The sequence below is a fragment of the Citrobacter sp. CK202 genome, from assembly GCF_030333225.1.
GTDB lineage: Bacteria > Pseudomonadota > Gammaproteobacteria > Enterobacterales > Enterobacteriaceae > Citrobacter_B > Citrobacter_B koseri.
Window position 1 is genome coordinate 1 of record NZ_JAOWGI010000020.1, and the last position, 24,539, is coordinate 24,539.

Genomic DNA, 24,539 nt, shown 5'->3' on the forward strand with positions numbered 1-24,539 from the left:
AAGCGGGAATAGCTCAGTTGGTAGAGCACGACCTTGCCAAGGTCGGGGTCGCGAGTTCGAGTCTCGTTTCCCGCTCCAAATTCTTATCTCCATAAAATTATCCACAGCGTATTTTCACGTTGGGGACCTTTTGTTTTGCCTCTGAAACACTCTTGTAAACAGACTTATCCACAGGTCCAGGCATTATTCCTGGAATATAAAAAACTTCGCCTGGTGAATAGTAACTTTGTAACTTATTGAAATTAATAAATTAATTATCATTTCGAAATGTTAATGCGATCACTTGACGATTTTTTCCCTCTTGAATCGCAATGTCTTTTTATTTTTATACACAAGCTGTGGATGACTCAGGCGTCGCGCGGCAGTCCCTTTTCAATGACCCTGACCAGGCGTTGTTTCTTCGGTAATTGCACCTCCACCACGCAGGCATTTCGCTTCTCAATTTGCTGCGCAATCGCCCACTCTATGTGTTCATCGAGAAGTGGGTGCTCACCCCGGCGACTTTCCAGGGCGGTAATTACGGCGTTATCCCAGGGCGCATTGCCTAACGCGACGGCAATATTTCGCAGCCAGCGTAAGTGACCAATGCGGCGAATCGCCGATCCTTCCGTAACTTTTAAAAACCAGGCTTCGCTCCAGCCAAACAGTTCAATCAGCTCTGGCGCGTGAAGATGCTTGCGGGGACTGAAATCTTCTTCATCGGTCAGTTGCGAGTAGCGGTTCCACGGGCAGATAAGCTGACAATCGTCGCAGCCGTAAATCCGGTTGCCCATTAATGGCCGAAGCGCTTCTGGTATCGCCCCCTCCAGCTCAATCGTGAGATAGGAGATGCAGCGGCGCGCATCCACCGTGTAGGGCTCGACGATTGCGCCGGTCGGGCAGATGGTCAGACAGGCAACGCATTTCCCGCAGCCTTCTTCAACTGGCGCATCAATGGGGAGAGGCAAATCAATTAACAATTCCCCCAGGAAAAAGAACGAACCGGCTTCGCGGTTAAGGATTAGTGAGTGCTTACCTGTCCAGCCAAGCCCGGCTTTTTCAGCCAGCGGACGTTCCAGAATGGGCGCAGAATCGACAAACGGTCTAAAATTCAGCGAAACGCAGTGCTGCTGAATCCTCTCGCCGAGTTTTTTGAGACGGTTACGTAACAGCTTATGGTAATCACGGCCCAGCGCATAACGGCTGACGTAGCCCAGAGAGGGATTTTTTAGGGTACTGGCGAAAGCGGCATTGGCAGGCAGATAATTCATGCGCACACTGATGACGCGCAGCGTGCCGGGCAATAATTCGTGAGGGCGGGCGCGCATCATTCCGTGGCGAGCCATCCAGTCCATTTCGCCGTGGTATTGTTTATCCAGCCATGCCTGTAATTTGGGTTCGCTGGCGCTGAGATCGGTATCGGTAATACCGACCTGCTGAAAGCCCAGTTCCAGCCCCCACTGTTTAATATTTTGCGCTAACTGATTGAGATCGAGGGGCTCTGACATGACGGACCATACAATGAAGAAAAACCCCGCAAGTATACCACACTCCATCTGGCCCGCCGATGAGATCAAACGGGCGGAACGCGAGGCGGCGGACAGCTTAGGGCTGACGCTGTATGAGCTGATGCTGCGGGCGGGGGAAGCCGCATTTCAGGTTGCACGCGACGCGTACCCCGATTCCCGGCGCTGGCTGGTGCTTTGCGGTCACGGTAATAATGGCGGCGACGGCTACGTGGTGGCGAGGCTGGCGAAAGCCGCAGGTATTGAGGTGACTCTACTGGCGCAGGAGAGCGATAAGCCGCTTCCTGAAGAGGCGGCGCAGGCGCGCGAGGCGTGGCTCAATGCCGGGGGCGTCATTCATGCGTCGGATATCATCTGGCCGGATCATATTGATGTGATTATTGACGCCCTGCTGGGGACCGGCCTGACGCAGGCTCCGCGCACCTCCCTCTCTACGCTTATTGAACGAGCGAACAGCCATCCAGCGCCGGTGGTGGCTATTGATATCCCCTCCGGTTTGCTGGCGCAAACGGGCGCCACGCCTGGTGCGGTGATGAATGCCGCGCATACCGTTACCTTCGTTGCGCTGAAACCCGGTTTGCTGACGGGCAAGGCGCGGGATGTCGTGGGAGCGCTGCACTTTGACGCGCTGGGTCTGGAAAGCTGGCTGGCAGGACAAGAGGTACGTATCCAGCGCTTTGCGGCTTCGCAACTTTCCCACTGGCTGACACCACGCCGTCCGACGTCGCATAAAGGCGATCATGGTCGGCTGGTCATTATTGGCGGCGACCACGGGACGGCGGGAGCGATACGTATGACCGGCGAAGCGGCGCTGCGTGCCGGAGCAGGATTAGTGCGGGTGCTGACGCGTAGCGAAAATATCGCGCCGTTGCTGACCGCCCGTCCCGAACTGATGGTGCATGAACTGACGCCTCAATCTCTTGATGACAGTCTGCAATGGGCGGACGTGGTGGTGATAGGCCCTGGGCTCGGACAGCAGGAATGGGGTAAAAAAGCGCTACAGAAAGCTGAGAATTTTCGCAAACCGATGCTCTGGGATGCGGATGCGCTGAACCTGCTGGCAATCAATCCCGATAAACGTCACAATCGCGTGATCACGCCGCATCCGGGGGAAGCCGCGCGGCTACTGGGTTGTTCTGTCGCAGAAATTGAAAGTGATCGCTTACTTTCAGCACGTCGTCTGGTAAAACGGTATGGTGGCGTGGCGGTGCTGAAAGGTGCGGGAACGGTCGTCGCCGCCCAATCGCATGCGTTGGGCATTATTGATGCCGGTAACGCCGGGATGGCCAGCGGTGGAATGGGCGATGTGCTTTCCGGCATTATTGGCGCATTGCTTGGACAGAAGTTTTCCCCGTATGATGCAGCGTGTGCGGGATGTGTTGCCCACGGTGCGGCGGCGGATGTTTTAGCGGCGCGTTATGGCACCCGCGGCATGCTGGCAACCGATCTCTTTTCTACGCTACAGCGTATTGTTAACCCTGATGTGATTGACGTAAACCATGATGAATCGAGTAATTCCGCTACCTGACGAGCAGGCGACTTTAGACCTGGGACTACGCGTAGCGAAAGCCTGTGACGGTGCGACCGTCATCTATTTGTACGGCGACCTGGGGGCGGGGAAAACCACCTTCAGCCGGGGATTTCTACAGGCGTTGGGCCACAAAGGTAATGTGAAAAGCCCGACCTACACGCTGGTTGAACCCTATACGCTCGATAACTTAATGGTGTATCACTTCGATTTATACCGACTTGCGGACCCTGAGGAGCTGGAATTTATGGGGATCCGTGATTATTTTGCCAACGATGCCATTTGCCTGGTGGAATGGCCGCAACAAGGTAAAGGTGTACTGCCTGACCCGGATGTCGAAATACACATAGATTACCAGGCGCAAGGTCGTGAGGCGCGCATTAGTGCTGTCTCCTCATCAGGTGATTTGTTGCTGGCGCGTTTGGCCGGTTAACCTTAAGGGTGGCGGGATGATTTATCGCATCAGAAATTGGGTGGTGGCAACGCTGGTCCTGCTGTGCGCGCAGGCGGGGGCCGCCAGCCTCTCCGATATTCAGGTATCTAACGGCGATCGGCAGGCGCGGATTACGTTCAGTTTTATCGGCGATCCTGATTATGCGTTTTCGCAAGAAGGTAAACGTACCGTCGCGCTGGATATCAAACAGACCGGCGTGATTCAGGGACTGCCGTTGCAGTTTAGCGGCAACAACCTGGTAAAAGCGATTCGCTCCGGTACGGCGAAAGATGCGCAGTCGTTGCGGTTGGTTGTCGATCTGACGGAGAACGGTAAAACCGAGGCTGTGAAACGACAGAGCGGCGGTAACTATACCGTGGTCTTTACCATCAACGCCGATACGCCTCCGCCGCCACCTCCACCGCCTGTCGTCGCAAAACGCGTTGAGACGCCGGTGGTCGCTCCGCGTCCGACTGAACCTGCGCGAAATCCGTTTAAAACAAACCAGGATCGCGCTACCGCTGTCACCAGCAGCAATACGGTAACGCGCCCGGCAGCGCGGGCGACATCCAGTAACGGCGACAAAGTGGTGATTGCCATTGATGCCGGTCACGGCGGGCAAGACCCCGGCGCTATTGGCCCCGGCGGGACGCGGGAGAAAAACGTGACGATTGCTATCGCCCGTAAGCTGCGCACGCTGTTGAATAACGATCCGATGTTCAAAGGCGTATTGACCCGCGACGGGGATTATTTCATCTCCGTGATGGGGCGCTCCGATGTGGCGCGTAAGCAGAACGCCAATTTCCTCGTCTCCATTCATGCGGATGCCGCGCCAAACCGCAACGCGACGGGCGCCTCGGTATGGGTGCTGTCAAACCGGCGCGCCAACAGCGAAATGGCGAACTGGCTGGAAGAACATGAGAAGCAGTCTGAGCTGCTGGGCGGCGCTGGCGATGTGCTGGCGAACAGCCAGGCTGACCCCTACTTAAGCCAGGCGGTACTGGATTTGCAATTCGGTCATTCCCAGCGCGTAGGGTATGATGTGGCGACAAACATGTTAGGTCAGTTGCAGCGCATTGGTTCGCTGCATAAGCGTCGCCCTGAACACGCCAGCCTCGGCGTGTTGCGTTCCCCGGATATCCCCTCGGTGTTGGTTGAAACGGGCTTTATCAGCAACAGCGGCGAAGAGCGTTTGCTGGCAAGCGATGCTTATCAGCAGCAGCTGGCAGAGGCGATTTACCAAGGGTTGCGTAACTACTTCCAGGCGCATCCGGTGCAATCCGGGCCGCAGAGCGCTCCGGCGCAAACGGCCAGCGCGGTGTCGCCGGGCGAGTCGTTGATTAACTAAGGATTTTACATGCCGATTCAGGTTCTACCGCCGCAACTGGCGAACCAAATTGCCGCAGGTGAGGTGGTAGAGCGACCTGCGTCGGTTGTGAAAGAACTGGTGGAAAACAGCCTTGATGCAGGGGCGACGCGGATCGATATTGATATCGAACGCGGCGGCGCAAAGCTTATTCGTATTCGCGATAATGGCTGCGGAATTAAAAAAGACGAGCTGGCGCTGGCGCTGGCTCGCCATGCTACCAGTAAAATCGCCTCGCTTGACGATCTCGAAGCGATTATCAGCCTCGGATTTCGCGGCGAAGCGCTGGCAAGTATCAGCTCGGTTTCGCGTTTAACCCTCACGTCACGTACCGCGGAACAGGCGGAAGCCTGGCAGGCCTATGCCGAAGGGCGTGATATGGACGTGACGGTAAAACCGGCGGCGCATCCGGTCGGCACCACGCTGGAGGTGCTGGACTTGTTCTACAACACGCCGGCACGGCGCAAGTTTATGCGCACCGAGAAAACCGAGTTCAACCACATTGACGAAATTATCCGCCGCATTGCGCTGGCGCGCTTCGACGTCACCCTTAATTTGTCGCACAACGGTAAAATGGTGCGCCAGTACCGCGCGGTTGCGCAGGACGGGCAGAAGGAACGTCGATTAGGCGCGATTTGCGGCGTACCGTTTCTGGAACAGGCGTTGGCGATTGAATGGCAGCACGGCGATCTGACGCTGCGCGGCTGGGTGGCCGACCCTCACCACACCACGGCGGCGCTGGCGGAAATCCAGTACTGCTACGTGAACGGCCGCATGATGCGCGACCGGTTAATCAATCATGCGATTCGTCAGGCCTGTGAAGACAAACTGGGTGGCGATCAGCAACCGGCATTTGTGCTGTATCTGGAGATTGACCCGCATCAGGTGGATGTGAACGTGCATCCGGCGAAACATGAGGTGCGTTTCCACCAGTCGCGGCTGGTGCATGATTTCATCTATCAGGGCGTATTGAGCGTGCTACAGCAGCAGCTTGATGCGCCGCTGCCGCTGGCGGAAGAAGAGCCTGCGCCGCGTCACATCCCGGAAAACCGCGTGGCGGCCGGGCGTAATCATTTCGCTGAACCGGCCTCTGCGCGGGAACCCGCCGCGCCGCGCTATTCCACGTCGTCAGAGGCAATAGGCGGACGTCAGCCTGCTGCCAGTTGGCCGCATGCCCAGCCGGGCTACCAGAAACAGCAGGGCGAAGTGTACCGCCAGCTGTTACAGACGCCCGCTCCGCGACAACCGGCGCTTGCACCGGAAGCAGAAACGGCAGCGCCGTCGCTGGCAGGGCATAGCCAGAGTTTCGGTCGCGTGCTGACCATTGTCGGCGCGGATTGCGCATTGCTTGAGCGTGACGGCAATATTCACCTGCTGGCGCTGCCCGTGGCGGAACGCTGGCTGCGTCAGGCCCAACTGACGCCGGGGCAGACGCCGGTCTGCGCCCAGCCGTTGTTGATTCCGCTGCGCTTAAAAGTGTCGGCGGAGGAGAAATCCGCGCTGGAAAAAGCGCAAACACCACTGACGGATCTGGGGATTGAATTCCAGTCAGATGCGCAGCATGTGACCATTCGTGCAGTGCCTTTACCCTTACGCCAACAAAATTTACAAATCTTGATTCCTGAACTGATAGGCTACCTCGCGCAGCAGTCAGCGTTTGACGCGGGCAATATTGCACAGTGGATTGCGCGGAATTTGATGAGTGAACATCCGCAGTGGACGATGGCGCAGGCCATTACGCTGTTGGCTGATGTAGAGCGGCTATGTCCGCAACTCGTGAAGGCGCCGCCGGGTGGTCTGTTACAACCTGTTGATTTACATTCGGTGATGAACGCCCTGAAACATGAGTGATGTAAGTAAGGCGAGCCTGCCAAAGGCGATTTTTTTGATGGGGCCGACGGCCTCCGGCAAGACGGCGTTAGCAATTGAATTGCGTAAAGTTTTGCCAGTAGAGTTGATAAGCGTTGATTCCGCCCTTATTTATCGGGGGATGGACATCGGTACGGCGAAGCCGACGGCTTCAGAGTTAAAGGCCGCTCCGCACCGATTGCTGGATATTCTCGATCCGGCGCAAGCGTACTCAGCAGCGGATTTTCGCCGCGATGCGTTAGCGGAGATGGCGGAGATTACTGCGGCGGGGCGTATTCCGCTGTTAGTGGGCGGCACCATGTTGTATTTCAAGGCGTTGCTGGAAGGACTTTCGCCCTTACCGTCGGCGGAACCCGAGATCAGAGCCCGAATTGAGCAACAGGCGGCAGAGCAGGGATGGGATGCGTTGCACCGACAGCTTCAGGATATTGATCCGGTCGCTGCCGCACGGATTCATCCAAATGATCCGCAAAGACTTTCCCGGGCACTGGAAGTTTTTTTCATTTCGGGTAAAACTTTAACGGAACTGACGCAAACGTCAGGAGACGCTCTACCGTATCAGGTGCATCAGTTCGCCATCGCCCCGGCGAGCCGTGAACTGCTCCATCAGCGAATTGAGCAGCGTTTTCATCAGATGTTGGCTTCAGGTTTTGAAGCAGAAGTTCGGGCGCTTTTTGCCCGTGGAGATTTGCATACGGACTTGCCTTCCATTCGTTGTGTGGGATACCGCCAGATGTGGTCATACATTGAAGGCGAAATTTCATATGATGAAATGGTTTATAGAGGTGTTTGCGCCACGAGGCAGTTGGCGAAGCGTCAGGTAACCTGGTTGCGTGGTTGGGAAGGAGTACACTGGCTTGACAGTGAAAAGCCTGACCAGGCGCGAAACGAAGTATTGCAGGTTGTTGGTGCTATCGCGAACTGAATGTGTACAATTGAGACGTATCGTGCGCAATTTTTCAGAATCGAAAGGTTCAAAGTACAAATAAGCATATAAGGAAAAGAGAGAATGGCTAAGGGGCAATCTTTACAAGATCCGTTCCTGAACGCACTGCGTCGGGAACGTGTTCCAGTTTCTATTTATTTGGTGAATGGTATTAAGCTGCAAGGTCAAATCGAGTCTTTTGATCAATTCGTGATCCTGTTGAAAAACACGGTCAGCCAGATGGTTTACAAGCACGCGATTTCTACTGTTGTCCCGTCTCGCCCGGTTTCTCATCACAGTAACAATGCCGGTGGCGGCACCAGCAGTAACTACCATCACGGTAGCAGCGCGCAGGGTACTTCTGCGCAACAGGACAGCGAAGAAACCGAATAAGGTTTTGGCTGTTTTACACACGGGGAGCCAGGGAACCTGCGTTCCCCGCTGATATATATCGAGGGGTTGACGCTTGTTTGACCGTTATGATGCCGGTGAGCAGGCGGTACTGGTACACATCTATTTTTCGCAAGACAAAGATATGGAAGACCTCCAGGAGTTTGAGTCTCTGGTCTCTTCCGCCGGTGTCGAAGCAATGCAGGTGATTACCGGTAGCCGTAAAGCACCGCACCCGAAGTACTTTGTAGGTGAAGGTAAGGCAGTTGAAATTGCGGAAGCCGTGAAAGCGTCTAACGCTGCGGTTGTGCTTTTCGATCATGCTTTAAGCCCGGCCCAGGAGCGTAACCTGGAACGTTTGTGTGAATGTCGCGTGATCGACAGAACCGGTCTTATTTTAGATATTTTTGCTCAGCGTGCACGTACCCACGAAGGTAAGTTGCAGGTTGAACTGGCGCAGCTGCGTCATCTGGCCACGCGTCTGGTTCGTGGCTGGACCCACCTTGAAAGGCAGAAAGGCGGGATTGGTTTGCGCGGTCCGGGTGAAACCCAGCTCGAAACCGACCGTCGTTTGCTGCGTAATCGTATTGTACAAATACAGTCGCGCCTGGAAAAAGTTGAGAAGCAACGTGAGCAGGGGCGGCAGTCGCGTATAAAAGCGGATGTCCCGACGGTCTCGCTGGTGGGATATACCAACGCCGGTAAATCCACCCTTTTCAATCAGATTACTGAAGCCAGGGTGTATGCCGCAGACCAACTGTTTGCGACCCTGGACCCGACGCTGCGCCGTATCGATGTCGCAGATGTGGGGGAAACCGTACTGGCGGATACCGTAGGGTTTATCCGTCATTTACCGCACGATCTGGTGGCGGCGTTTAAGGCGACCTTGCAGGAAACCCGGCAGGCCACGCTCTTGTTACACGTTGTTGATGCCGCTGATGTGCGCGTACAGGAAAACATCGACGCAGTGGATACGGTTCTCGAAGAGATCGACGCTCACGAGATCCCAACCCTGATGGTGATGAACAAGATCGATATGCTGGACGATTTTGAACCGCGTATCGACAGGGATGAAGAGAACAAACCAATCCGTGTCTGGCTTTCCGCGCAAACAGGGGTTGGGATACCACAGCTTTTTCAGGCTTTGACGGAGCGGCTTTCCGGCGAGGTAGCGCAGCATACGTTGCGTTTGCCGCCGCAGGAAGGGCGTCTGAGAAGCCGGTTTTACCAACTTCAGGCAATAGAAAAAGAGTGGATGGAGGAGGACGGCAGCGTAAGTTTGCAGGTTCGCATGCCGATTGTCGACTGGCGTCGCCTCTGTAAACAAGAACCGGCGTTGATCGACTATGTGATCTAATGGCGGCTCGTCTGGAGCATGGAGTAATTTCGCCTTATCCCTCTCGTCGAAAGACAACGGGGATCACCGCATAACAAATATGGAGCACAAACATGGCGTGGAATCAGCCCGGTAATAACGGACAAGACCGCGACCCGTGGGGAAGCAGCAAACCTGGCGGCAACTCTGAGGGAAATGGAAACAAAGGTGGTCGCGATCAGGGGCCACCTGATCTTGATGATATCTTCCGCAAACTGAGTAAAAAGCTCGGTGGTCTGGGTGGCGGTAAAGGTACAGGTTCTGGCGGTGGTAGTTCATCGCAGGGGCCGCGCCCGCATATCGGAGGTCGTGTCGTTACCATCGCAGCGGCAGCGATCGTCATTATCTGGGCTGCCAGCGGTTTCTACACCATCAAAGAAGCGGAACGCGGCGTGGTGACACGCTTCGGTAAATTCAGCCACCTGGTTGAGCCGGGTCTGAACTGGAAGCCGACGTTTATCGATGAAGTTACCCCGGTGAACGTGGAAGCGGTTCGCGAACTGGCGGCGTCCGGTGTGATGCTGACTTCTGATGAAAACGTTGTGCGCGTTGAGATGAACGTGCAGTACCGTGTGACCGATCCGCAACGTTATCTGTTCAGCGTGACCAGCGCGGATGACAGTCTGCGTCAGGCGACCGACAGCGCCCTGCGTGGGGTTATCGGTAAATACACGATGGACCGCATTCTGACGGAAGGTCGTACCGTTATTCGTAGCGATACCCAGCGTGAACTGGAAGAGACCATTCGTCCGTACAACATGGGTATTACCCTGCTGGACGTCAACTTCCAGGCAGCGCGTCCGCCGGAAGAGGTAAAAGCGGCGTTTGACGATGCTATCGCGGCGCGTGAGAACGAACAGCAATACATCCGTGAAGCGGAAGCGTACACCAACGAAGTTCAGCCGCGTGCGAACGGTCAGGCGCAGCGTATTCTTGAAGAAGCGCGTGCATACAGAACCCAAACCATCCTGGAAGCGCAGGGTGAAGTGGCTCGCTTCGCTAAAATTCTGCCGGAATATAAAGCCGCACCAGAGATTACTCGCGAGCGTCTGTATATCGAGACGATGGAAAAAGTGTTGAGCCATACGCGTAAAGTTCTGGTCAACGACAAAGGTGGCAATCTGATGGTTCTGCCATTGGATCAGATGCTGAAAGGCGCTAACGCGCCTGCGGCAAAAGACAGCACGGGTAACAATCTGCTGCGTCTGCCGCCGGCTTCATCGTCCAGCACGAGCGGAGCAAGCAATACCTCGTCCACCAGTCAGGGCGATATTATGGACCAACGCCGCGCTAACGCGCAGCGTAACGACTACCAGCGTCAGGGGGAATAACGATGCGTAAGTCAGTTATTGCGATTATCATCATCGTGCTGGTAGTGCTGTACATGTCTGTCTTTGTTGTCAAAGAAGGCGAGCGCGGAATTACGCTGCGTTTCGGTAAAGTTCTGCGTGACGATGAAAACAAACCGCTGGTTTATGAGCCGGGCCTGCACTTTAAGATCCCGTTCATTGAGTCGGTGAAAACGCTTGATGCGCGTATCCAGACGATGGACAACCAGGCCGATCGCTTTGTAACCAAAGAGAAAAAAGACCTGATCGTTGACTCCTACATCAAATGGCGCATCAGCGATTTCAGCCGTTACTACCTGGCGACTGGCGGCGGCGATGTTTCTCAGGCCGAAGTGCTGCTGAAACGTAAGTTCTCTGACCGTTTGCGCTCTGAGATTGGTCGTCTGGATGTGAAAGACATCGTGACCGATTCCCGTGGCCGTTTAACGCTGGAAGTGCGTGACGCGCTGAACTCCGGTTCTGCGGGAACGGAAGATGAAGTGGCGACTCCGGCGGCGGATAGCGCGATTGCCGAAGCGGCTGAACGCGTTGCGGCAGAAACCAATGGCAAAGTGCCGGTGATCAACCCGAACAGTATGGCGGCGTTAGGTATCGAAGTGGTGGATGTGCGTATCAAGCAGATCAACCTGCCGACCGAAGTATCCGAGGCGATTTACAACCGTATGCGCGCCGAGCGTGAAGCGGTAGCCCGTCGTCACCGTTCACAGGGTCAGGAAGAAGCGGAGAAACTGCGCGCGACCGCCGACTATGAAGTGACCAGAACGCTGGCGGAAGCCGAGCGTCAGGGCCGCATTTCGCGTGGTGAAGGTGATGCCGAAGCCGCGAAACTGTTTGCCGATGCCTTCAGTCAGGACCCGGACTTCTACGCCTTTATCCGTAGCCTGCGTGCTTACGAGAAGAGCTTCGAAGGCAATCAGGACGTGATGATCATGAGCCCGGACAGCGATTTCTTCCGTTACATGAAGACACCGAATACGGCAACACGTTAAAATCGTATCAACGGTTTTAGATGAACAAAACCACCGGCATCCTCAGGGAGGCGGTGGTTTTCTTTTTATATAAGGACGATGGATGAATTCAACTATCTGGCTGGCGCTTGCCCTCGTTTTGGTGCTGGAAGGTTTAGGCCCGATGCTGTATCCCCGCGCCTGGAAGAAAATGATCTCTGCCATGACGCAACTGCCGGAAAATGTTTTACGTCGTTTTGGCGGCGGTCTTGTGGTTGCCGGAGTTGTTGTCTACTACATGTTGAGGAAAACGATTGGCTGATCAAAAAGTAGTCGTATTTGCCGATCTTGGCATGCAAAAAGTGCTGTATATCTGAAAAAGCGATGGTAGAATCCATTTTTAAGCAAACGGTGATTTTGAAAAATGGGTAACAACGTCGTCGTACTGGGCACCCAATGGGGTGACGAAGGTAAAGGAAAGATCGTCGATCTTCTGACTGAACGGGCTAAATATGTTGTACGCTACCAGGGCGGTCACAACGCAGGCCATACTCTCGTAATCAACGGTGAAAAAACCGTCCTCCATCTTATTCCATCAGGTATTCTTCGTGAGAATGTTACCAGCATCATCGGTAACGGCGTTGTGCTGTCTCCGGCTGCGCTGATGAAAGAGATGAAAGGACTGGAAGACCGTGGTATCCCTGTCCGTGAGCGCCTGCTGCTGTCTGAAGCCTGTCCGCTGATCCTTGATTATCACGTTGCGCTGGATAACGCGCGTGAGAAAGCGCGTGGTGCGAAAGCGATCGGCACCACCGGTCGTGGTATCGGTCCGGCTTATGAAGACAAAGTGGCTCGTCGCGGTCTGCGCGTTGGCGATCTGTTCGATAAAGCTACCTTCGCTGTAAAACTGAAAGAAGTGATGGAATATCACAACTTCCAGCTGGTGAACTTCTACAAAGTGGAAGCCGTTGACTACCAGAAAGTGCTGGATGATGTGATGGCAATTGCCGACATCCTGACCTCTATGGTTGTTGATGTTTCCGATCTGCTGGACCAGGCGCGTAAGCGTGGCGATTTCGTCATGTTCGAAGGCGCGCAGGGTACGCTGCTGGATATCGACCACGGTACTTATCCGTACGTTACCTCCTCTAACACCACTGCGGGTGGCGTAGCGACCGGTTCTGGCCTGGGACCGCGTTATGTGGACTACGTTCTGGGTATCATCAAAGCTTACTCCACTCGCGTGGGTGCGGGTCCGTTCCCGACTGAGCTGTTTGATGACACCGGCGAGTTCCTGTGCAAGCAGGGTAACGAATACGGTGCCACCACCGGTCGTCGTCGTCGTACCGGCTGGCTGGACTCCGTTGCTGTGCGCCGTGCGGTGCAGATCAATTCCCTGTCTGGCTTCTGCCTGACCAAACTGGACGTGCTGGACGGCCTGGAAGAGGTGAAAATCTGCGTGGCTTACCGTATGCCGGATGGCCGTGAAGTAACCACCACACCGCTGGCAGCGGATGACTGGGAAGGCATCGAGCCGATCTACGAAACCATGCCGGGTTGGTCTGAGTCCACCTTTGGCGTGAAGGATCGCAGCGGCCTGCCGCAGGCGGCGCTGAACTACATCAAACGTATCGAAGAACTGACCGGCGTGCCGATTGATATTATTTCTACCGGCCCGGACCGTACTGAAACGATGATTCTGCGTGACCCGTTTGACGCATAATTTGGGGTCATGGCGCAGTGCCTGATGGTGCTGCGCTTATCAGGCCTGTACACACTGTAGGCCGGATAAGGCGCTTTTCACCGCCATCCGGCTTAATACAGCGTAAGATCCTCGCTTTTTTCCTTCCCGAACTGAAATAAATTAGCGACCTGGCTGGTGGCTGGTTTATCATCAATGTAATTAATACAACCTGGTTTATCCCGTTTTCCCCTTTTCCTGAGGTTGATGTGCAGTTAACGAGTTTCACCGATTACGGATTACGTGCGCTAATCTATATGGCGTCGCTACCCGAAGGACGTATGACCAGTATTTCTGAGGTGACAGAAGTCTACGGCGTGTCCCGTAATCATATGGTCAAAATAATCAATCAACTTAGCCGGGCGGGCTTCGTTACTGCTATTCGAGGAAAAAATGGCGGTATCCGCCTGGGTAAACCAGCTAATGTTATTGTTATCGGTGATGTGGTTCGTGAGCTGGAACCTTTATCTCTGGTAAATTGCAGCAGCGAATTTTGCCACATTACTCCTGCCTGCCGACTCAAGCAGGCACTTTCGAAGGCCGTGCAAAGTTTTCTCAAGGAACTGGATAACTACACGCTTGCCGATTTGGTTGAAGAGAATCAACCGCTTTATAAATTATTGCTGGTGGAGTGACGAAAATCTTCATCAGAGCTGACAACGGAGGAACCGCCATGTCACAAGATCCTTTCCTGGAACGTGAAGCTGAAAAATACGCTAACCCTATCCCGAGCCGGGAATTTATCCTCGAACATTTAACAAAACGTGAAAAACCAGCCAACCGTGATGAGTTGGCTGCGGAACTGAACATTGAAGGTGAAGAGCAGCAGGAAGCCCTGCGCCGCCGTCTGCGCGCGATGGAACGCGACGGACAGCTGGTCTTTACCCGCCGCCAGTGCTATGCGCTGCCGGAACGCCTCGACCTGCTGAAAGGTACCGTTATCGGCCACCGTGATGGCTACGGCTTTTTGCGTGTCGAAGGACGTAAAGATGACCTGTATCTCTCCAGTGAGCAGATGAAAACCTGCATTCATGGCGATCAGGTACTGGCGCAGCCGCTGGGGGCCGATCGTAAAGGCCGCCGCGAAGCGCGTATCGTGCGCGTTCTGGTGCCGAAAACCAGCCAGATTGTCGGTCGTTACTTTACCGATGCTGGCGTGGGCTTTGTGGTGCCGGACGATAGCCGTCTGAGCTTCGACATCCTGATCCCGCCTGAAGAGGTGATGGGCGCGCGCATGGGCTTTGTGGTGGTGGTGGAACTCACCCAGCGCCCGACCCGCCGCACTAAAGCGGTCGGTAAAATCGTTGAGGTTCTCGGCGATAACATGGGCACTGGCATGGCTGTCGATATGGCGCTGCGCACCCATGAAATTCCTTATATCTGGCCGCAGGCGGTAGAACAGCAGATCGCCGGCCTGAAAGAAGAGGTGCCGGAAGAGGCGAAAGCAGGCCGTGTGGATCTGCGCGACTTACCGCTGGTGACGATTGATGGCGAAGACGCCCGTGACTTTGACGATGCGGTTTACTGTGAGAAGAAACGCGGTGGCGGCTGGCGCCTGTGGGTGGCTATCGCTGACGTAAGTTATTACGTGCGTCCGCCAACGCCGCTGGATCGCGAAGCGCGCAACCGTGGGACGTCGGTCTATTTTCCGTCGCAGGTTGTGCCGATGCTGCCGGAAGTGCTCTCCAATGGCCTGTGCTCGCTGAACCCGCAGGTTGACCGCCTGTGTATGGTCTGCGAAATGACCGTTTCATCAAAAGGGCGTTTAACCGGCTATAAATTCTACGAAGCGGTGATGAGTTCTCATGCGCGCCTGACGTATAGCAAAGTCTGGCATATGCTACAGGGCGACCAGGACCTGCGCGAGCAGTATGCGCCGCTGGTCAGGCACATCGAAGAGCTGCATAACCTCTACAAAGTGCTGGATAACGCCCGCGAAGAGCGTGGCGGCATCTCATTTGAAAGCGAAGAAGCGAAGTTTATCTTCAATGCTGAACGTCGCATTGAACGTATCGAGCAGACGCAGCGTAATGACGCACACAAGCTGATCGAAGAATGCATGATTCTGGCGAATATCTCGGCGGCGCGATTCGTTGAGAAAGCCAAAGAGCCTGCGCTGTTCCGTATTCACGACAAGCCGAGCACCGAGGCGATTACCTCCTTCCGTTCCGTTCTGGCGGAGCTGGGGCTGGAATTGCCGGGCGGCAATAAGCCGGAACCGCGTGATTATGCGGAGCTGCTGGAGTCGATTGCCGACAGGCCTGACGCGGAAATGCTGCAAACTATGCTGCTGCGCTCAATGAAACAGGCAATTTACGATCCAGAAAACCGTGGTCACTTTGGTCTGGCATTGCAGTCTTACGCGCACTTTACCTCGCCGATCCGCCGTTATCCTGACCTGTCGCTGCACCGCGCCATTAAGTATCTGCTGGCGCATGAGCAAGGGCATAAGGGCAATACGACGGAAACGGGCGGCTACCACTATTCGATGGAAGAGATGCTGCAACTGGGCCAGCACTGTTCTATGACCGAGCGCCGTGCTGACGAAGCCACGCGCGACGTCTCTGACTGGCTGAAGTGTGACTTCATGCTGGATCAGGTGGGGAACGTCTTTAAAGGGGTGATTTCCAGCGTAACCGGGTTCGGCTTCTTTGTTCGTCTGGATGAACTGTTTATTGATGGTCTGGTACACGTCTCTTCGCTGGATAACGATTACTACCGTTTCGATCAGGTAGGGCAGCGTCTGATGGGGGAATCCAGCGGCCAGACCTACCGTCTGGGCGACCGCGTGGAAGTCCGCGTCGAAGCGGTCAATATGGATGAGCGTAAAATTGACTTTAGCCTGATCTCCAGCGAACGCGCCCCGCGCAACGTCGGTAAAACCGCGCGTGAGAAAGCGAAAAGAGGCGAAACGGCTAAAAATGCCGGTAAGCGTCGTCAGGTGGGCAAAAAGGTGAATTTCGAACCGGATAGCGCCTTCCGCGGCGAGAAAGCGAAAGGTAAGGCGAAGAAAGAGAAGAAAGCCAAAAATCCATCGGCAAAGACGCAGAAAATCGCTGCCGCGACAAAAGCGAAGCGCGCGGCGAAGAAAAAGTCAGCTGAGTAATTTCCCCTTCTCCCCCTGCGTGGAGAGGGCGTTTGTACTGTAGACCGGGCAGGCATCGCGCCGCCCGGCAAAATTGATCAATGAGAACCATCAATGAGTGAAATGATTTACGGCATCCACGCGGTGCAGGCTCTGCTGGAACGTGCGCCAGAGCGCTTTCAGGACGTCTTTATTCTGAAAGGGCGGGAAGATAAACGCCTGCTGCCGCTGATCCATGCGCTGGAAGCGCAGGGCGTGGTGATCCAACTGGCAAACCGCCAGTATCTTGATGAAAAAAGCGAGGGTGCGGTACATCAGGGGATCATTGCGCGCGTGAAGCCGGGACGCCAGTATCAGGAAAACGATCTTCCTGATCTGATCGCGAAGTTCGACAATCCCTTCCTGCTGATCCTCGACGGCGTGACCGATCCGCATAACCTCGGCGCCTGTCTGCGTAGCGCAGACGCCGCTGGCGTACATGCGGTCATTGTGCCGAAAGATCGTTCCGCACAGCTTAACGCAACGGCGAAAAAGGTGGCCTGCGGCGCAGCCGAAAGCGTGCCGCTGATCCGTGTGACCAACCTGGCGCGTACCATGCGTCTGTTGCAGGAAGAGAATATCTGGATTGTCGGTACGGCGGGCGAAGCTGACCATACGCTGTTCCAGAGCAAAATGACCGGCCGGATGGCGCTGGTGATGGGCGCTGAAGGCGAAGGGATGCGTCGTCTGACCCGCGAGCACTGTGATGAGCTGATCAGCATTCCGATGGCGGGCAGCGTGTCGTCGCTGAACGTCTCCGTCGCGACCGGGATCTGCCTGTTTGAAGCGGTGCGACAGCGCAGCTAAGCGCTTTTGACTGATGAAGCCATCCCTCGGGATGGCTTTTTTGTGACCGTTATCCCAGGCGCGTCCCCCGCAGGCTGACCATACTTAATGCGACTGCCATTGACGGAGGGAAACACAATGCACTGGCAAACGCATACCGTTTTTAACCAACCGGCACCGCTCAACAACAGCAATTTATTCCTGTCTGATGGCGCGCTTTGCGAAGCGGTCGCCCGTGAAGGCGCGGGCTGGGACAGCGATCTTCTCGCCAGCATCGGTCAACAACTGGGCACTGCGGAGTCGCTGGAGCTGGGGCGGCTGGCGAACGCCTTTCCACCTGAACTGCTACGTTACGATTCACAAGGGCAGCGGCTGGACGATGTTCGTTTTCATCCCGCCTGGCATCTGCTGATGCAGGGCCTGTGCGCTAACCGCGTGCATAACCTGGCCTGGGAAGAGAACGCCAGGCAGGGGGCGTTTGTCGCGCGGGCTGCGCGTTTCATGCTGCATGCGCAGGTGGAAGCAGGCACGTTGTGTCCAGTCACGATGACTTTTGCCGCCACGCCGCTGCTGCTACAGATGCTGCCGCCCCCCTTCCACGACTGGTTAACGCCGCTACGCAGCGATCGCTATGATTCACACCTCCTGCCTGGTGGGCAAAAACGCGGCCTGCTGATTGGCATGGGCATGACGGAAAAGCAGGGCGGCTCCGATGTGCTGAGTAACACCACCCGGGCAGAGCGACTGGACGACGGCGCCTGGCGCCTGGTGGGGCACAAATGGTTTTTCTCCGTGCCGCAAAGCGACGCGCACCTGGTGCTGGCGCAGACGAAAGGCGGATTATCCTGCTTTTTTGTCCCGCGTTTTTTGCCTGACGGGCAGCGAAACGGCGTTCGCCTTGAGCGGTTGAAAGACAAACTGGGCAACCGCTCTAATGCCAGTTGCGAGGTTGAGTTTCAGGATGCGGTAGGCTGGCTACTGGGTGAGGAAGGCGAGGGGATTCGTCACATACTGAAGATGGGAGGGATGACTCGCTTTGATTGCGCGTTGGGCAGTCATAGTATGATGCGCCGGGCGTTTTCCGTGGCGATTTACCACGCGCATCAGCGGCAGGTGTTCGGCAAGTCTTTGATTGATCAGCCCATGATGCGGCAGGTTTTAAGTCGTATGGCGCTCCAGCTTGAAGGCCAGACGGCGCTGCTGTTTCGTCTGGCTCGTGCGTGGGATCGTCGTGGCGACCCGAAAGAAGCGCTCCGGGCGCGTTTGTTCACGCCAGCCGCGAAGTTTGCTATTTGCAAAAGCGGCATTCCCTTTGTTGCCGAGGCGATGGAAGTGCTCGGTGGCGTTGGCTATTGCGAGGAGAGCGAGCTGCCGCGCCTGTATCGTGAGATGCCGGTCAACAGCATCTGGGAAGGGTCGGGAAACGTCATGTGTCTGGACGTGCTGCGGGTGCTGAGTAAACAGACCGGCGTCTATGAGCTGCTCAACGAGGCTTTTGCGGAGGTCAAAGGGCAGGATCGGCATTATGATCGGGCGGTACGTCAGCTGCAACAGCGCTTGCGCAAACCCGATGAAGCGCAGGGGCGGGAGATAACGCAGCAGCTGTTCCTGCTCGGCTGCGGGGCGCAAATGCTGCGCTATGCTTCTCCGCCGTTGGCACAGGCCTGGTGCCAAATGATGCTGGACACGCGCGGCGTGTTACGCCTGTCTGAACAGGTGCAAAATGATCTGTTGCTGCGGGCAACGGGGGGATTGCGATAACGATTTGCCTGATGGCGGCGCGGGCACGTCTTATCATGCCTGCGATCGGTGCAGGCCAGATAAGTTTACGCCATCAGGCAATCTGTTACGCATAAAGTATGGCTTGTACGCGCCAGTTATCGGGCTGCTGTTCTTCGTACATCTGGATAATCCGATACCACGAAGCGCCCTGCTCATCGGCTTTTAACGCAATGATACGTTCCACATCCTGCTGATTTCCCGAAATATTACTCACGGATATCAGACCAATTTCATTCAGGCCCGTTACGCAGTCCGCGCTGGCGAATTCGGCAGACTGCGCCGTCGTACTCACCAGACCGGCAGAAAGCAGCAGTGAGGATAAGGCAAGAGATCGTTTCATCGTCAGCTCCTTTTACGTGACCCCGCGTTCAACAGGGCATTCCATTGCGGTCATCCCATGATTTCATTGTGCACAGGTAAACGCATAGAGGCGCAAAGCAATGTAAAGCTGACTAAATTTCAACCTTCCGCTATTTACGATACAGGATGGCTTGCGAATACCATTGGCCTGTTACGATGGTTTCATCAACCAACAAAATAACGTAATAATCTGCTTTAGCGGCGGCGGCTTTCGCTCTGATCTCTGCCACAGCATCGTCAGGAGAACCCCGAACCATTGAGCTTACCGTTCCCAGGCGCTGCAACCCTTGTGTCTGGTCATGGCGAATTTCCTGAGGATGGTCAGCGACTGGCGGTGCTGGTTGCGGCGTCCCTTGCAATACGCTACAGGCGCTTAAAAACAGTACCAGCATCAATGGGGCGAACCGGCGCATAACTCTATCTCGTTTACTGATAGCCATAGTGTAGTGCCTTATTAATTTCCTTTAGGGGGAATGTTCCCAAATTGTTATCTCTCACGCGATTTTCGAATGAAAATAGGGTGAAAGCGTAATCCACTTCTCAACATTATGAATCATTGCCGTACTCATTAACTTGAGTTATGTATTTCTCCGTGGCATATCAGAGAAAGGGGGATATATGATAAAAATAGAAACACGGTACCTGGCAGGACATTCCATACTCCACGCGTTTCCTGACGGTAAACGTGACACGCCTCTTCCATGTATTATTTTTTACCACGGTTTTACCTCTTCCAGCCTGGTCTATAGCTACTTTGCTGTTGCCCTGGCGCAGGCCGGGTTCCGGGTTATCATGCCGGATGCGCCCGAGCATGGCGCGCGGTTTAGCGGTGATACGCAGGGGCGAATGACCCAATTCTGGCAGATTCTGCGGCAAAACATGCAGGAATTCGCTGCGTTACGTGCGGCAGTTCAACAGGAAAACTGGGTGCTGGAAGAACGTCTGGCCATGGGGGGCGCATCAATGGGCGGTATGACGGCGCTGGGGATCATGGCCCGCCACCCGGAGGTAAAATGCGTCGCCAGCCTGATGGGGTCGGGTTATTTCACCCGACTGGCGCATACGCTTTTTCCGCCATTAATTCCTGAGACGCCTGAGCAACAGCGAGAATTTGACGACATTATTGCTCCCCTGGCTGAGTGGGAGGTGGCGCATCAGTTGCCAAAACTGGCCGACCGGCCGCTGCTGCTATGGCATGGACAGGAAGATGACGTCGTCCCTGCGGTGGAAACGTTTCGCTTACAACAGGCGCTGATTCAGGCGAACAGGGATCAGAACCTGACCTGTCTGTGGGAAGCAGGCGTACGCCACCGTATTACGCCAGAGGCGCTGGCGGCAACGGTGTCGTTTTTCCGCCAGCATCTTTAAACGCGCAGAATGCTAACGCCTTGCGCTTCAAGCTGTTGCAGAATGTCAGGGTTAGCATTTTTGCCCGTAATCAGCGTGTCTATTTGATCGGCGCGGCTGAACAACATGCCTGCGCGCTCGCCGATCTTGCTGCTATCCACCAGCACCACCAGCTTTCCGACCACGCTGAGCATTTTCTGCTCGGCCATAGCGGTGAGCATATCGGTTTTATACAGACCGTCTGCGGTCAGGCCTTTGCCGCTGGTAAACATCCAGTGCCCGGCATACAGGCTGTTTTCGCTGCCCTGGGGACTAAGCGTGATGGACTGGCTCTTGTTGTACTGACCTCCCATGATGATCACGCTTTCATGTTCCTGATCGATCAGATAGTTCGCCAGCGGGAGATAGTTGGTGATGATCTGCACCGGCTTACCGCATATTTCTCTGCCCAGCAGAAAGGCGGTCGATCCACAGTTGATCACCACGCTTTCCCCAGGATTCACCAGTTGCGCTGCCGCTTTAGCAATGCGCACTTTTTCATCGTGGTTCTGCGCCTGATGCAGATTCATCGGCGTCCAGCGCGGACGTTGCTGAGCGATCGCTTCGGCGCCATTACGCACTTTTTTGAGCTTTCCGCTCTCATCGAGCTTGTTGATATCCCGACGCGCCGTGGCCGGGGAGATCCCCAGACGTTCGATCACATTCTCGACGGTAACAAAGCCCAATTGCGCCAGCATATCCAGCAATATTTGATGTCTTTGTGCTTCAGTCATGAGCTATTCCGATACGAATTGATTTTAAAAGATGATATTTGAAATAGCCTGAAAATACTAAAGTAAATATAGAAAAATGCCGGGAAAACCCGGCATCGGAGAACAATTACAGGAAGGATTTGAACGGTAAATCCGGTTCCATCGTGAAGCAGTCATCAAAACCACGCGGGTAGTGATATTCAAAGTTGTCTTTATCCAGTGGCCAGGTGAACTTACCGCCAACCTGCCAGATAAACGGCTTGAAGCCATACTTCAGGCGATCTTTTTTCATTTCCCACAGAACGCGGATTTCCTGCGGATCGGCCTGGAAGTTCGACCAGATATCATGGTGGAACGGAATCACGACTTTCGTGTTCAGCGCTTCCGCCATACGCAGCATGTCGGCGCTGGTCATCTTGTCGGTGATGCCACGCGGGTTCTCGCCATAGGAGCCGAGCGCCACGTCGATCTGATGCTCATTGCCGTGCTTCGCATAGTAGTTGGAGTAGTGGGAGTCGCCGCTGTGATACAGCGTACCGCCCGGCGTTTTGAACAGGTAGTTCACCGCGCGCGCGTCCATGCCGTCCGGCAGTACGCCCGCCGCCTTTTGATCGGCCGGAAGCGTGATGAGCGCAGTACGATCAAACGCATCAAGCGCATGAATTTCGATGTCTTTCACTTTCACAACATCGCCCGGTTTGACCACGATGCAGCGCTCTTTCGGCACGCCCCAGCCAATCCACAGGTCAACGCAGGTTTGCGGCCCGATGAAAGGCACATCGTCAGCGCAGTTTTGCATCACCGCTGCGGCGACGTTGACGTCGATATGATCGTTATGATCGTGAGTGGCCAGCACGGCATCGATCTGGCGAATCGCGAAAGGATCGAGAACAAACGGCGTGGTGCGCAGGTTCGGCTGCAATTTCTTCACCCCTGCCATGCGCTGCATCTGATGGCCCGTTTTCATCAACGGATTGCCGTGGCTTTGTTTGCCGGTGCCGCACCAGAAATCAACGCATACGTTGGTGCCGCCTTCTGATTTCAGCCAGATGCCGGTGCAACCGAGCCACCACATAGCAAATGTGCCGGGCGCGACCTGTTCCTGTTCGATCTCTTCATTCAGCCAGCTTCCCCACTCAGGAAAGGTGCTCAGGATCCATGATTCACGCGTGATACTTTTCACTTTACTCATCGCATTTACCTTCATGTTTGTTCAAATTGAATCAGTGTGTGATTGGTTTTGATTAATCCTGACATTATTTTTTCAAGATGGCAACGGCATATTTTTGCTTGTGAAGGGCGGTCTGGAAGTAAAGGAGAACGTAATGAAGGGCGTATAACTATTGAAATTAAATATATCTATTTGATTAAAATGAGTTTTATTGATGACTGGTTAATGTCGAGTTAATCCTTTTCTGAAGTGTGGGAATTATTTGCGTGGTGCGTCACAATTAATCAAATTCAATCTTGTTGTGATTACTTTTGAAAATTAGAGTGGTGACACAACAACCTGAGCGTACGCAGAGCTCAGCAACTTCGTCTACTGGAGATCGTTATGGAGATCCTCTACAACATCTTTACCGTTTTCTTTAACCAGGTTATGACCAATGCTCCGCTGCTACTGGGTATTGTCACCTGTCTGGGCTATATCCTCCTACGCAAAAGTGTCAGCGTTATTATCAAAGGTACGATAAAAACCATTATTGGTTTCATGTTATTACAGGCAGGGTCCGGCATCCTGACCAGTACCTTTAAGCCCGTCGTGGCGAAGATGTCTGAGGTGTATGGCATCAACGGCGCGATTTCTGATACTTACGCCTCCATGATGGCGACGATCGAGCGCATGGGCGACGCCTACAGTTGGGTCGGGTATGCCGTGCTGTTAGCGCTGGCATTGAATATCGGCTACGTGCTGCTGCGCCGGATTACCGGGATTCGCACCATCATGCTTACCGGACATATCATGTTCCAGCAGGCGGGGCTGATCGCGGTGTTCTTCTACATCTTCGGTTATCCGATGTGGACCACCATTATCTGCACGGCGGTTCTGGTGTCTCTGTATTGGGGGATTACCTCCAATATGATGTATAAGCCGACGCAGGAAGTCACGGACGGCTGTGGTTTCTCCATTGGTCACCAGCAACAGTTTGCCGCATGGCTGGCGTATAAAGTCGCGCCATATCTCGGTAAAAAAGAAGAGAGCGTTGAAGATCTCAAACTGCCCGGCTGGCTGAATATCTTCCACGACAATATCGTCTCCACGGCAATTGTCATGACCATCTTCTTCGGCGCGATCCTGCTCTCTTTTGGCCTGGATGTGGTTCAGGCGATGGCGGGTAAAACGCACTGGTCTATCTATATCCTGCAAACCGGCTTCCAGTTCGCTGTCGCTATTTTCATCATCACGCAGGGCGTGCGCATGTTTGTCGCCGAACTGTCCGAAGCATTTAACGGTATCTCTCAGCGTCTGATCCCCGGTGCTGTGCTGGCGATTGACTGTGCGGCGATTTATAGCTTCGCGCCGAACGCGGTGGTCTGGGGCTTTATGTGGGGCACGATTGGTCAGCTGATCGCCGTTGGTATTCTGGTGGGTTGCGGCTCCTCCATTCTGATCATCCCTGGCTTTATCCCAATGTTCTTCTCTAACGCCACGATTGGCGTGTTCGCTAACCACTTTGGCGGCTGGCGCGCGGCGCTCAAGATTTGCCTGGTTATGGGCATGATCGAAATCTTTGGCTGCGTCTGGGCGGTGAAACTGACCGGTATGAGCGCCTGGATGGGAATGGCGGACTGGTCGATTCTGGCGCCTCCGATGATGCAAGGCTTCGTCAGCATCGGGCTGATGTTTATGAGCGTCATGATACTGATTTCACTGGCTTATATGTTCTTCGCAGGGCGCACATTGCGCGCTGAAGAAGATGCAGAAAAACAACTGGCAGAACACTCTGCTTAATAAGGAG

Annotated in this window: 22 protein-coding genes and 1 tRNA gene; 18 read left to right on the plus strand and 5 right to left on the minus strand. The window is 54.7% G+C overall.

All coding sequences use genetic code 11. The features are described 5' to 3' along the window. The first annotated feature begins 2 nt into the window (after positions 1-2). Positions 3-78 (plus strand) — tRNA-Gly (locus OGX84_RS03610). A gap of 269 nt (positions 79-347) precedes the next feature. On the opposite strand, the gene queG is transcribed toward OGX84_RS03610, so the two are convergent. Next, positions 348-1,487 carry a tRNA epoxyqueuosine(34) reductase QueG gene (gene queG, locus OGX84_RS03615; protein WP_012134445.1) on the minus strand — a complete coding sequence of 380 codons (1,140 nt, stop codon included), beginning with the start codon at positions 1,485-1,487 and terminating at the stop codon, positions 348-350. Here queG and nnr point away from each other — a divergent pair. From nnr to OGX84_RS03690, 15 genes are all read left to right on the plus strand, one after another. Beyond that, entirely contained in the window at positions 1,486-3,033 is a 1,548-nt protein-coding gene (gene nnr / locus OGX84_RS03620) for a bifunctional ADP-dependent NAD(P)H-hydrate dehydratase/NAD(P)H-hydrate epimerase (RefSeq protein ID WP_012134444.1), read from the plus strand. The two genes, queG and nnr, sit on opposite strands and share 2 nt — an antisense overlap. Beyond that, the gene (tsaE, locus tag OGX84_RS03625) at positions 3,005-3,466 is read left to right on the plus strand and encodes a tRNA (adenosine(37)-N6)-threonylcarbamoyltransferase complex ATPase subunit type 1 TsaE (protein WP_012134443.1); all 462 of its coding nucleotides are present in this window, start codon (positions 3,005-3,007) and stop codon (positions 3,464-3,466) included. The genes nnr and tsaE overlap by 29 nt, the downstream gene beginning before the upstream one ends. 16 nt (positions 3,467-3,482) lie before the next feature. Further along, positions 3,483-4,814 carry an N-acetylmuramoyl-L-alanine amidase AmiB gene (gene amiB / locus OGX84_RS03630; protein ID WP_012134442.1) on the plus strand — a complete coding sequence of 444 codons (1,332 nt, stop codon included), beginning with the start codon at positions 3,483-3,485 and terminating at the stop codon, positions 4,812-4,814. Positions 4,815-4,823: 9 nt separating this feature from the next. Further along, positions 4,824-6,683, plus strand: a complete 1,860-nt coding sequence (gene mutL, locus OGX84_RS03635; RefSeq protein ID WP_112001317.1) for a DNA mismatch repair endonuclease MutL — start codon at positions 4,824-4,826, stop codon at positions 6,681-6,683. Continuing rightward, positions 6,676-7,626, plus strand: a complete 951-nt coding sequence (gene miaA / locus OGX84_RS03640) for a tRNA (adenosine(37)-N6)-dimethylallyltransferase MiaA (protein ID WP_130028947.1) — start codon at positions 6,676-6,678, stop codon at positions 7,624-7,626. The genes mutL and miaA overlap by 8 nt, the downstream gene beginning before the upstream one ends. 84 nt (positions 7,627-7,710) lie before the next feature. Next, positions 7,711-8,019, plus strand: coding sequence for an RNA chaperone Hfq (hfq, locus tag OGX84_RS03645; RefSeq protein WP_012134439.1), 309 nt, complete (start codon positions 7,711-7,713; stop codon positions 8,017-8,019). A 73-nt stretch (positions 8,020-8,092) separates the two neighbouring features. Next, positions 8,093-9,373: a ribosome rescue GTPase HflX gene (hflX, locus tag OGX84_RS03650; protein ID WP_047459460.1), complete on the plus strand. Its 1,281-nt coding sequence runs from the start codon at positions 8,093-8,095 to the stop codon at positions 9,371-9,373. A gap of 92 nt (positions 9,374-9,465) precedes the next feature. Then, positions 9,466-10,722, plus strand: a complete 1,257-nt coding sequence (gene hflK, locus OGX84_RS03655; protein ID WP_012134437.1) for an FtsH protease activity modulator HflK — start codon at positions 9,466-9,468, stop codon at positions 10,720-10,722. A gap of 2 nt (positions 10,723-10,724) precedes the next feature. After that, on the plus strand, positions 10,725-11,729 hold the full coding sequence (gene hflC, locus OGX84_RS03660) for a protease modulator HflC (RefSeq protein WP_012134436.1): 1,005 nt from the start codon (positions 10,725-10,727) through the stop codon (positions 11,727-11,729). 82 nt (positions 11,730-11,811) lie between these two features. Beyond that, the gene (locus OGX84_RS03665) at positions 11,812-12,009 is read left to right on the plus strand and encodes a DUF2065 domain-containing protein (RefSeq protein WP_024130795.1); all 198 of its coding nucleotides are present in this window, start codon (positions 11,812-11,814) and stop codon (positions 12,007-12,009) included. 102 nt (positions 12,010-12,111) lie between these two features. Continuing rightward, positions 12,112-13,410, plus strand: coding sequence for an adenylosuccinate synthase (gene purA, locus OGX84_RS03670; protein ID WP_012134433.1), 1,299 nt, complete (start codon positions 12,112-12,114; stop codon positions 13,408-13,410). Between the two features lie 227 nt (positions 13,411-13,637). Next, positions 13,638-14,063, plus strand: coding sequence for a nitric oxide-sensing transcriptional repressor NsrR (gene nsrR / locus OGX84_RS03675; RefSeq protein WP_024130794.1), 426 nt, complete (start codon positions 13,638-13,640; stop codon positions 14,061-14,063). 38 nt (positions 14,064-14,101) lie between these two features. Continuing rightward, positions 14,102-16,534 (plus strand): ribonuclease R, encoded by a 2,433-nt coding sequence (rnr, locus tag OGX84_RS03680; RefSeq protein WP_286457385.1) that lies wholly within the window; start codon positions 14,102-14,104, stop codon positions 16,532-16,534. 93 nt (positions 16,535-16,627) lie between these two features. Further along, positions 16,628-17,359 (plus strand): 23S rRNA (guanosine(2251)-2'-O)-methyltransferase RlmB, encoded by a 732-nt coding sequence (rlmB, locus tag OGX84_RS03685; protein ID WP_012134428.1) that lies wholly within the window; start codon positions 16,628-16,630, stop codon positions 17,357-17,359. Positions 17,360-17,476: 117 nt separating this feature from the next. Then, positions 17,477-19,099: an isovaleryl-CoA dehydrogenase gene (locus OGX84_RS03690; protein ID WP_200031291.1), complete on the plus strand. Its 1,623-nt coding sequence runs from the start codon at positions 17,477-17,479 to the stop codon at positions 19,097-19,099. 85 nt (positions 19,100-19,184) lie between these two features. Here the strand turns inward: OGX84_RS03690 and yjfN are convergent, their stop codons facing one another. Both yjfN and bsmA read right to left on the minus strand, forming a co-directional pair. Further along, positions 19,185-19,460, minus strand: coding sequence for a DUF1471 family protease activator YjfN (yjfN, locus tag OGX84_RS03695; protein ID WP_012134425.1), 276 nt, complete (start codon positions 19,458-19,460; stop codon positions 19,185-19,187). A gap of 130 nt (positions 19,461-19,590) precedes the next feature. Next, positions 19,591-19,920 (minus strand): biofilm peroxide resistance protein BsmA, encoded by a 330-nt coding sequence (bsmA, locus tag OGX84_RS03700; RefSeq protein ID WP_286457386.1) that lies wholly within the window; start codon positions 19,918-19,920, stop codon positions 19,591-19,593. 178 nt (positions 19,921-20,098) lie between these two features. Between bsmA and yjfP the strand changes: the two genes are divergently transcribed. Beyond that, on the plus strand, positions 20,099-20,848 hold the full coding sequence (gene yjfP, locus OGX84_RS03705) for an esterase (RefSeq protein ID WP_286457387.1): 750 nt from the start codon (positions 20,099-20,101) through the stop codon (positions 20,846-20,848). On the opposite strand, the gene ulaR is transcribed toward yjfP, so the two are convergent. Both ulaR and ulaG read right to left on the minus strand, forming a co-directional pair. After that, entirely contained in the window at positions 20,845-21,600 is a 756-nt protein-coding gene (gene ulaR / locus OGX84_RS03710) for an HTH-type transcriptional regulator UlaR (RefSeq protein ID WP_012134422.1), read from the minus strand. The genes yjfP and ulaR overlap by 4 nt on opposite strands. A 106-nt stretch (positions 21,601-21,706) precedes the next feature. After that, positions 21,707-22,771, minus strand: a complete 1,065-nt coding sequence (gene ulaG, locus OGX84_RS03715; protein ID WP_024130791.1) for an L-ascorbate 6-phosphate lactonase — start codon at positions 22,769-22,771, stop codon at positions 21,707-21,709. A 363-nt stretch (positions 22,772-23,134) separates the two neighbouring features. On the opposite strand from ulaG, the gene ulaA reads away from it, so the two are divergent. Beyond that, positions 23,135-24,532, plus strand: coding sequence for a PTS ascorbate transporter subunit IIC (gene ulaA, locus OGX84_RS03720; protein ID WP_012134419.1), 1,398 nt, complete (start codon positions 23,135-23,137; stop codon positions 24,530-24,532). The last annotated feature ends 7 nt before the right edge of the window (positions 24,533-24,539 follow it).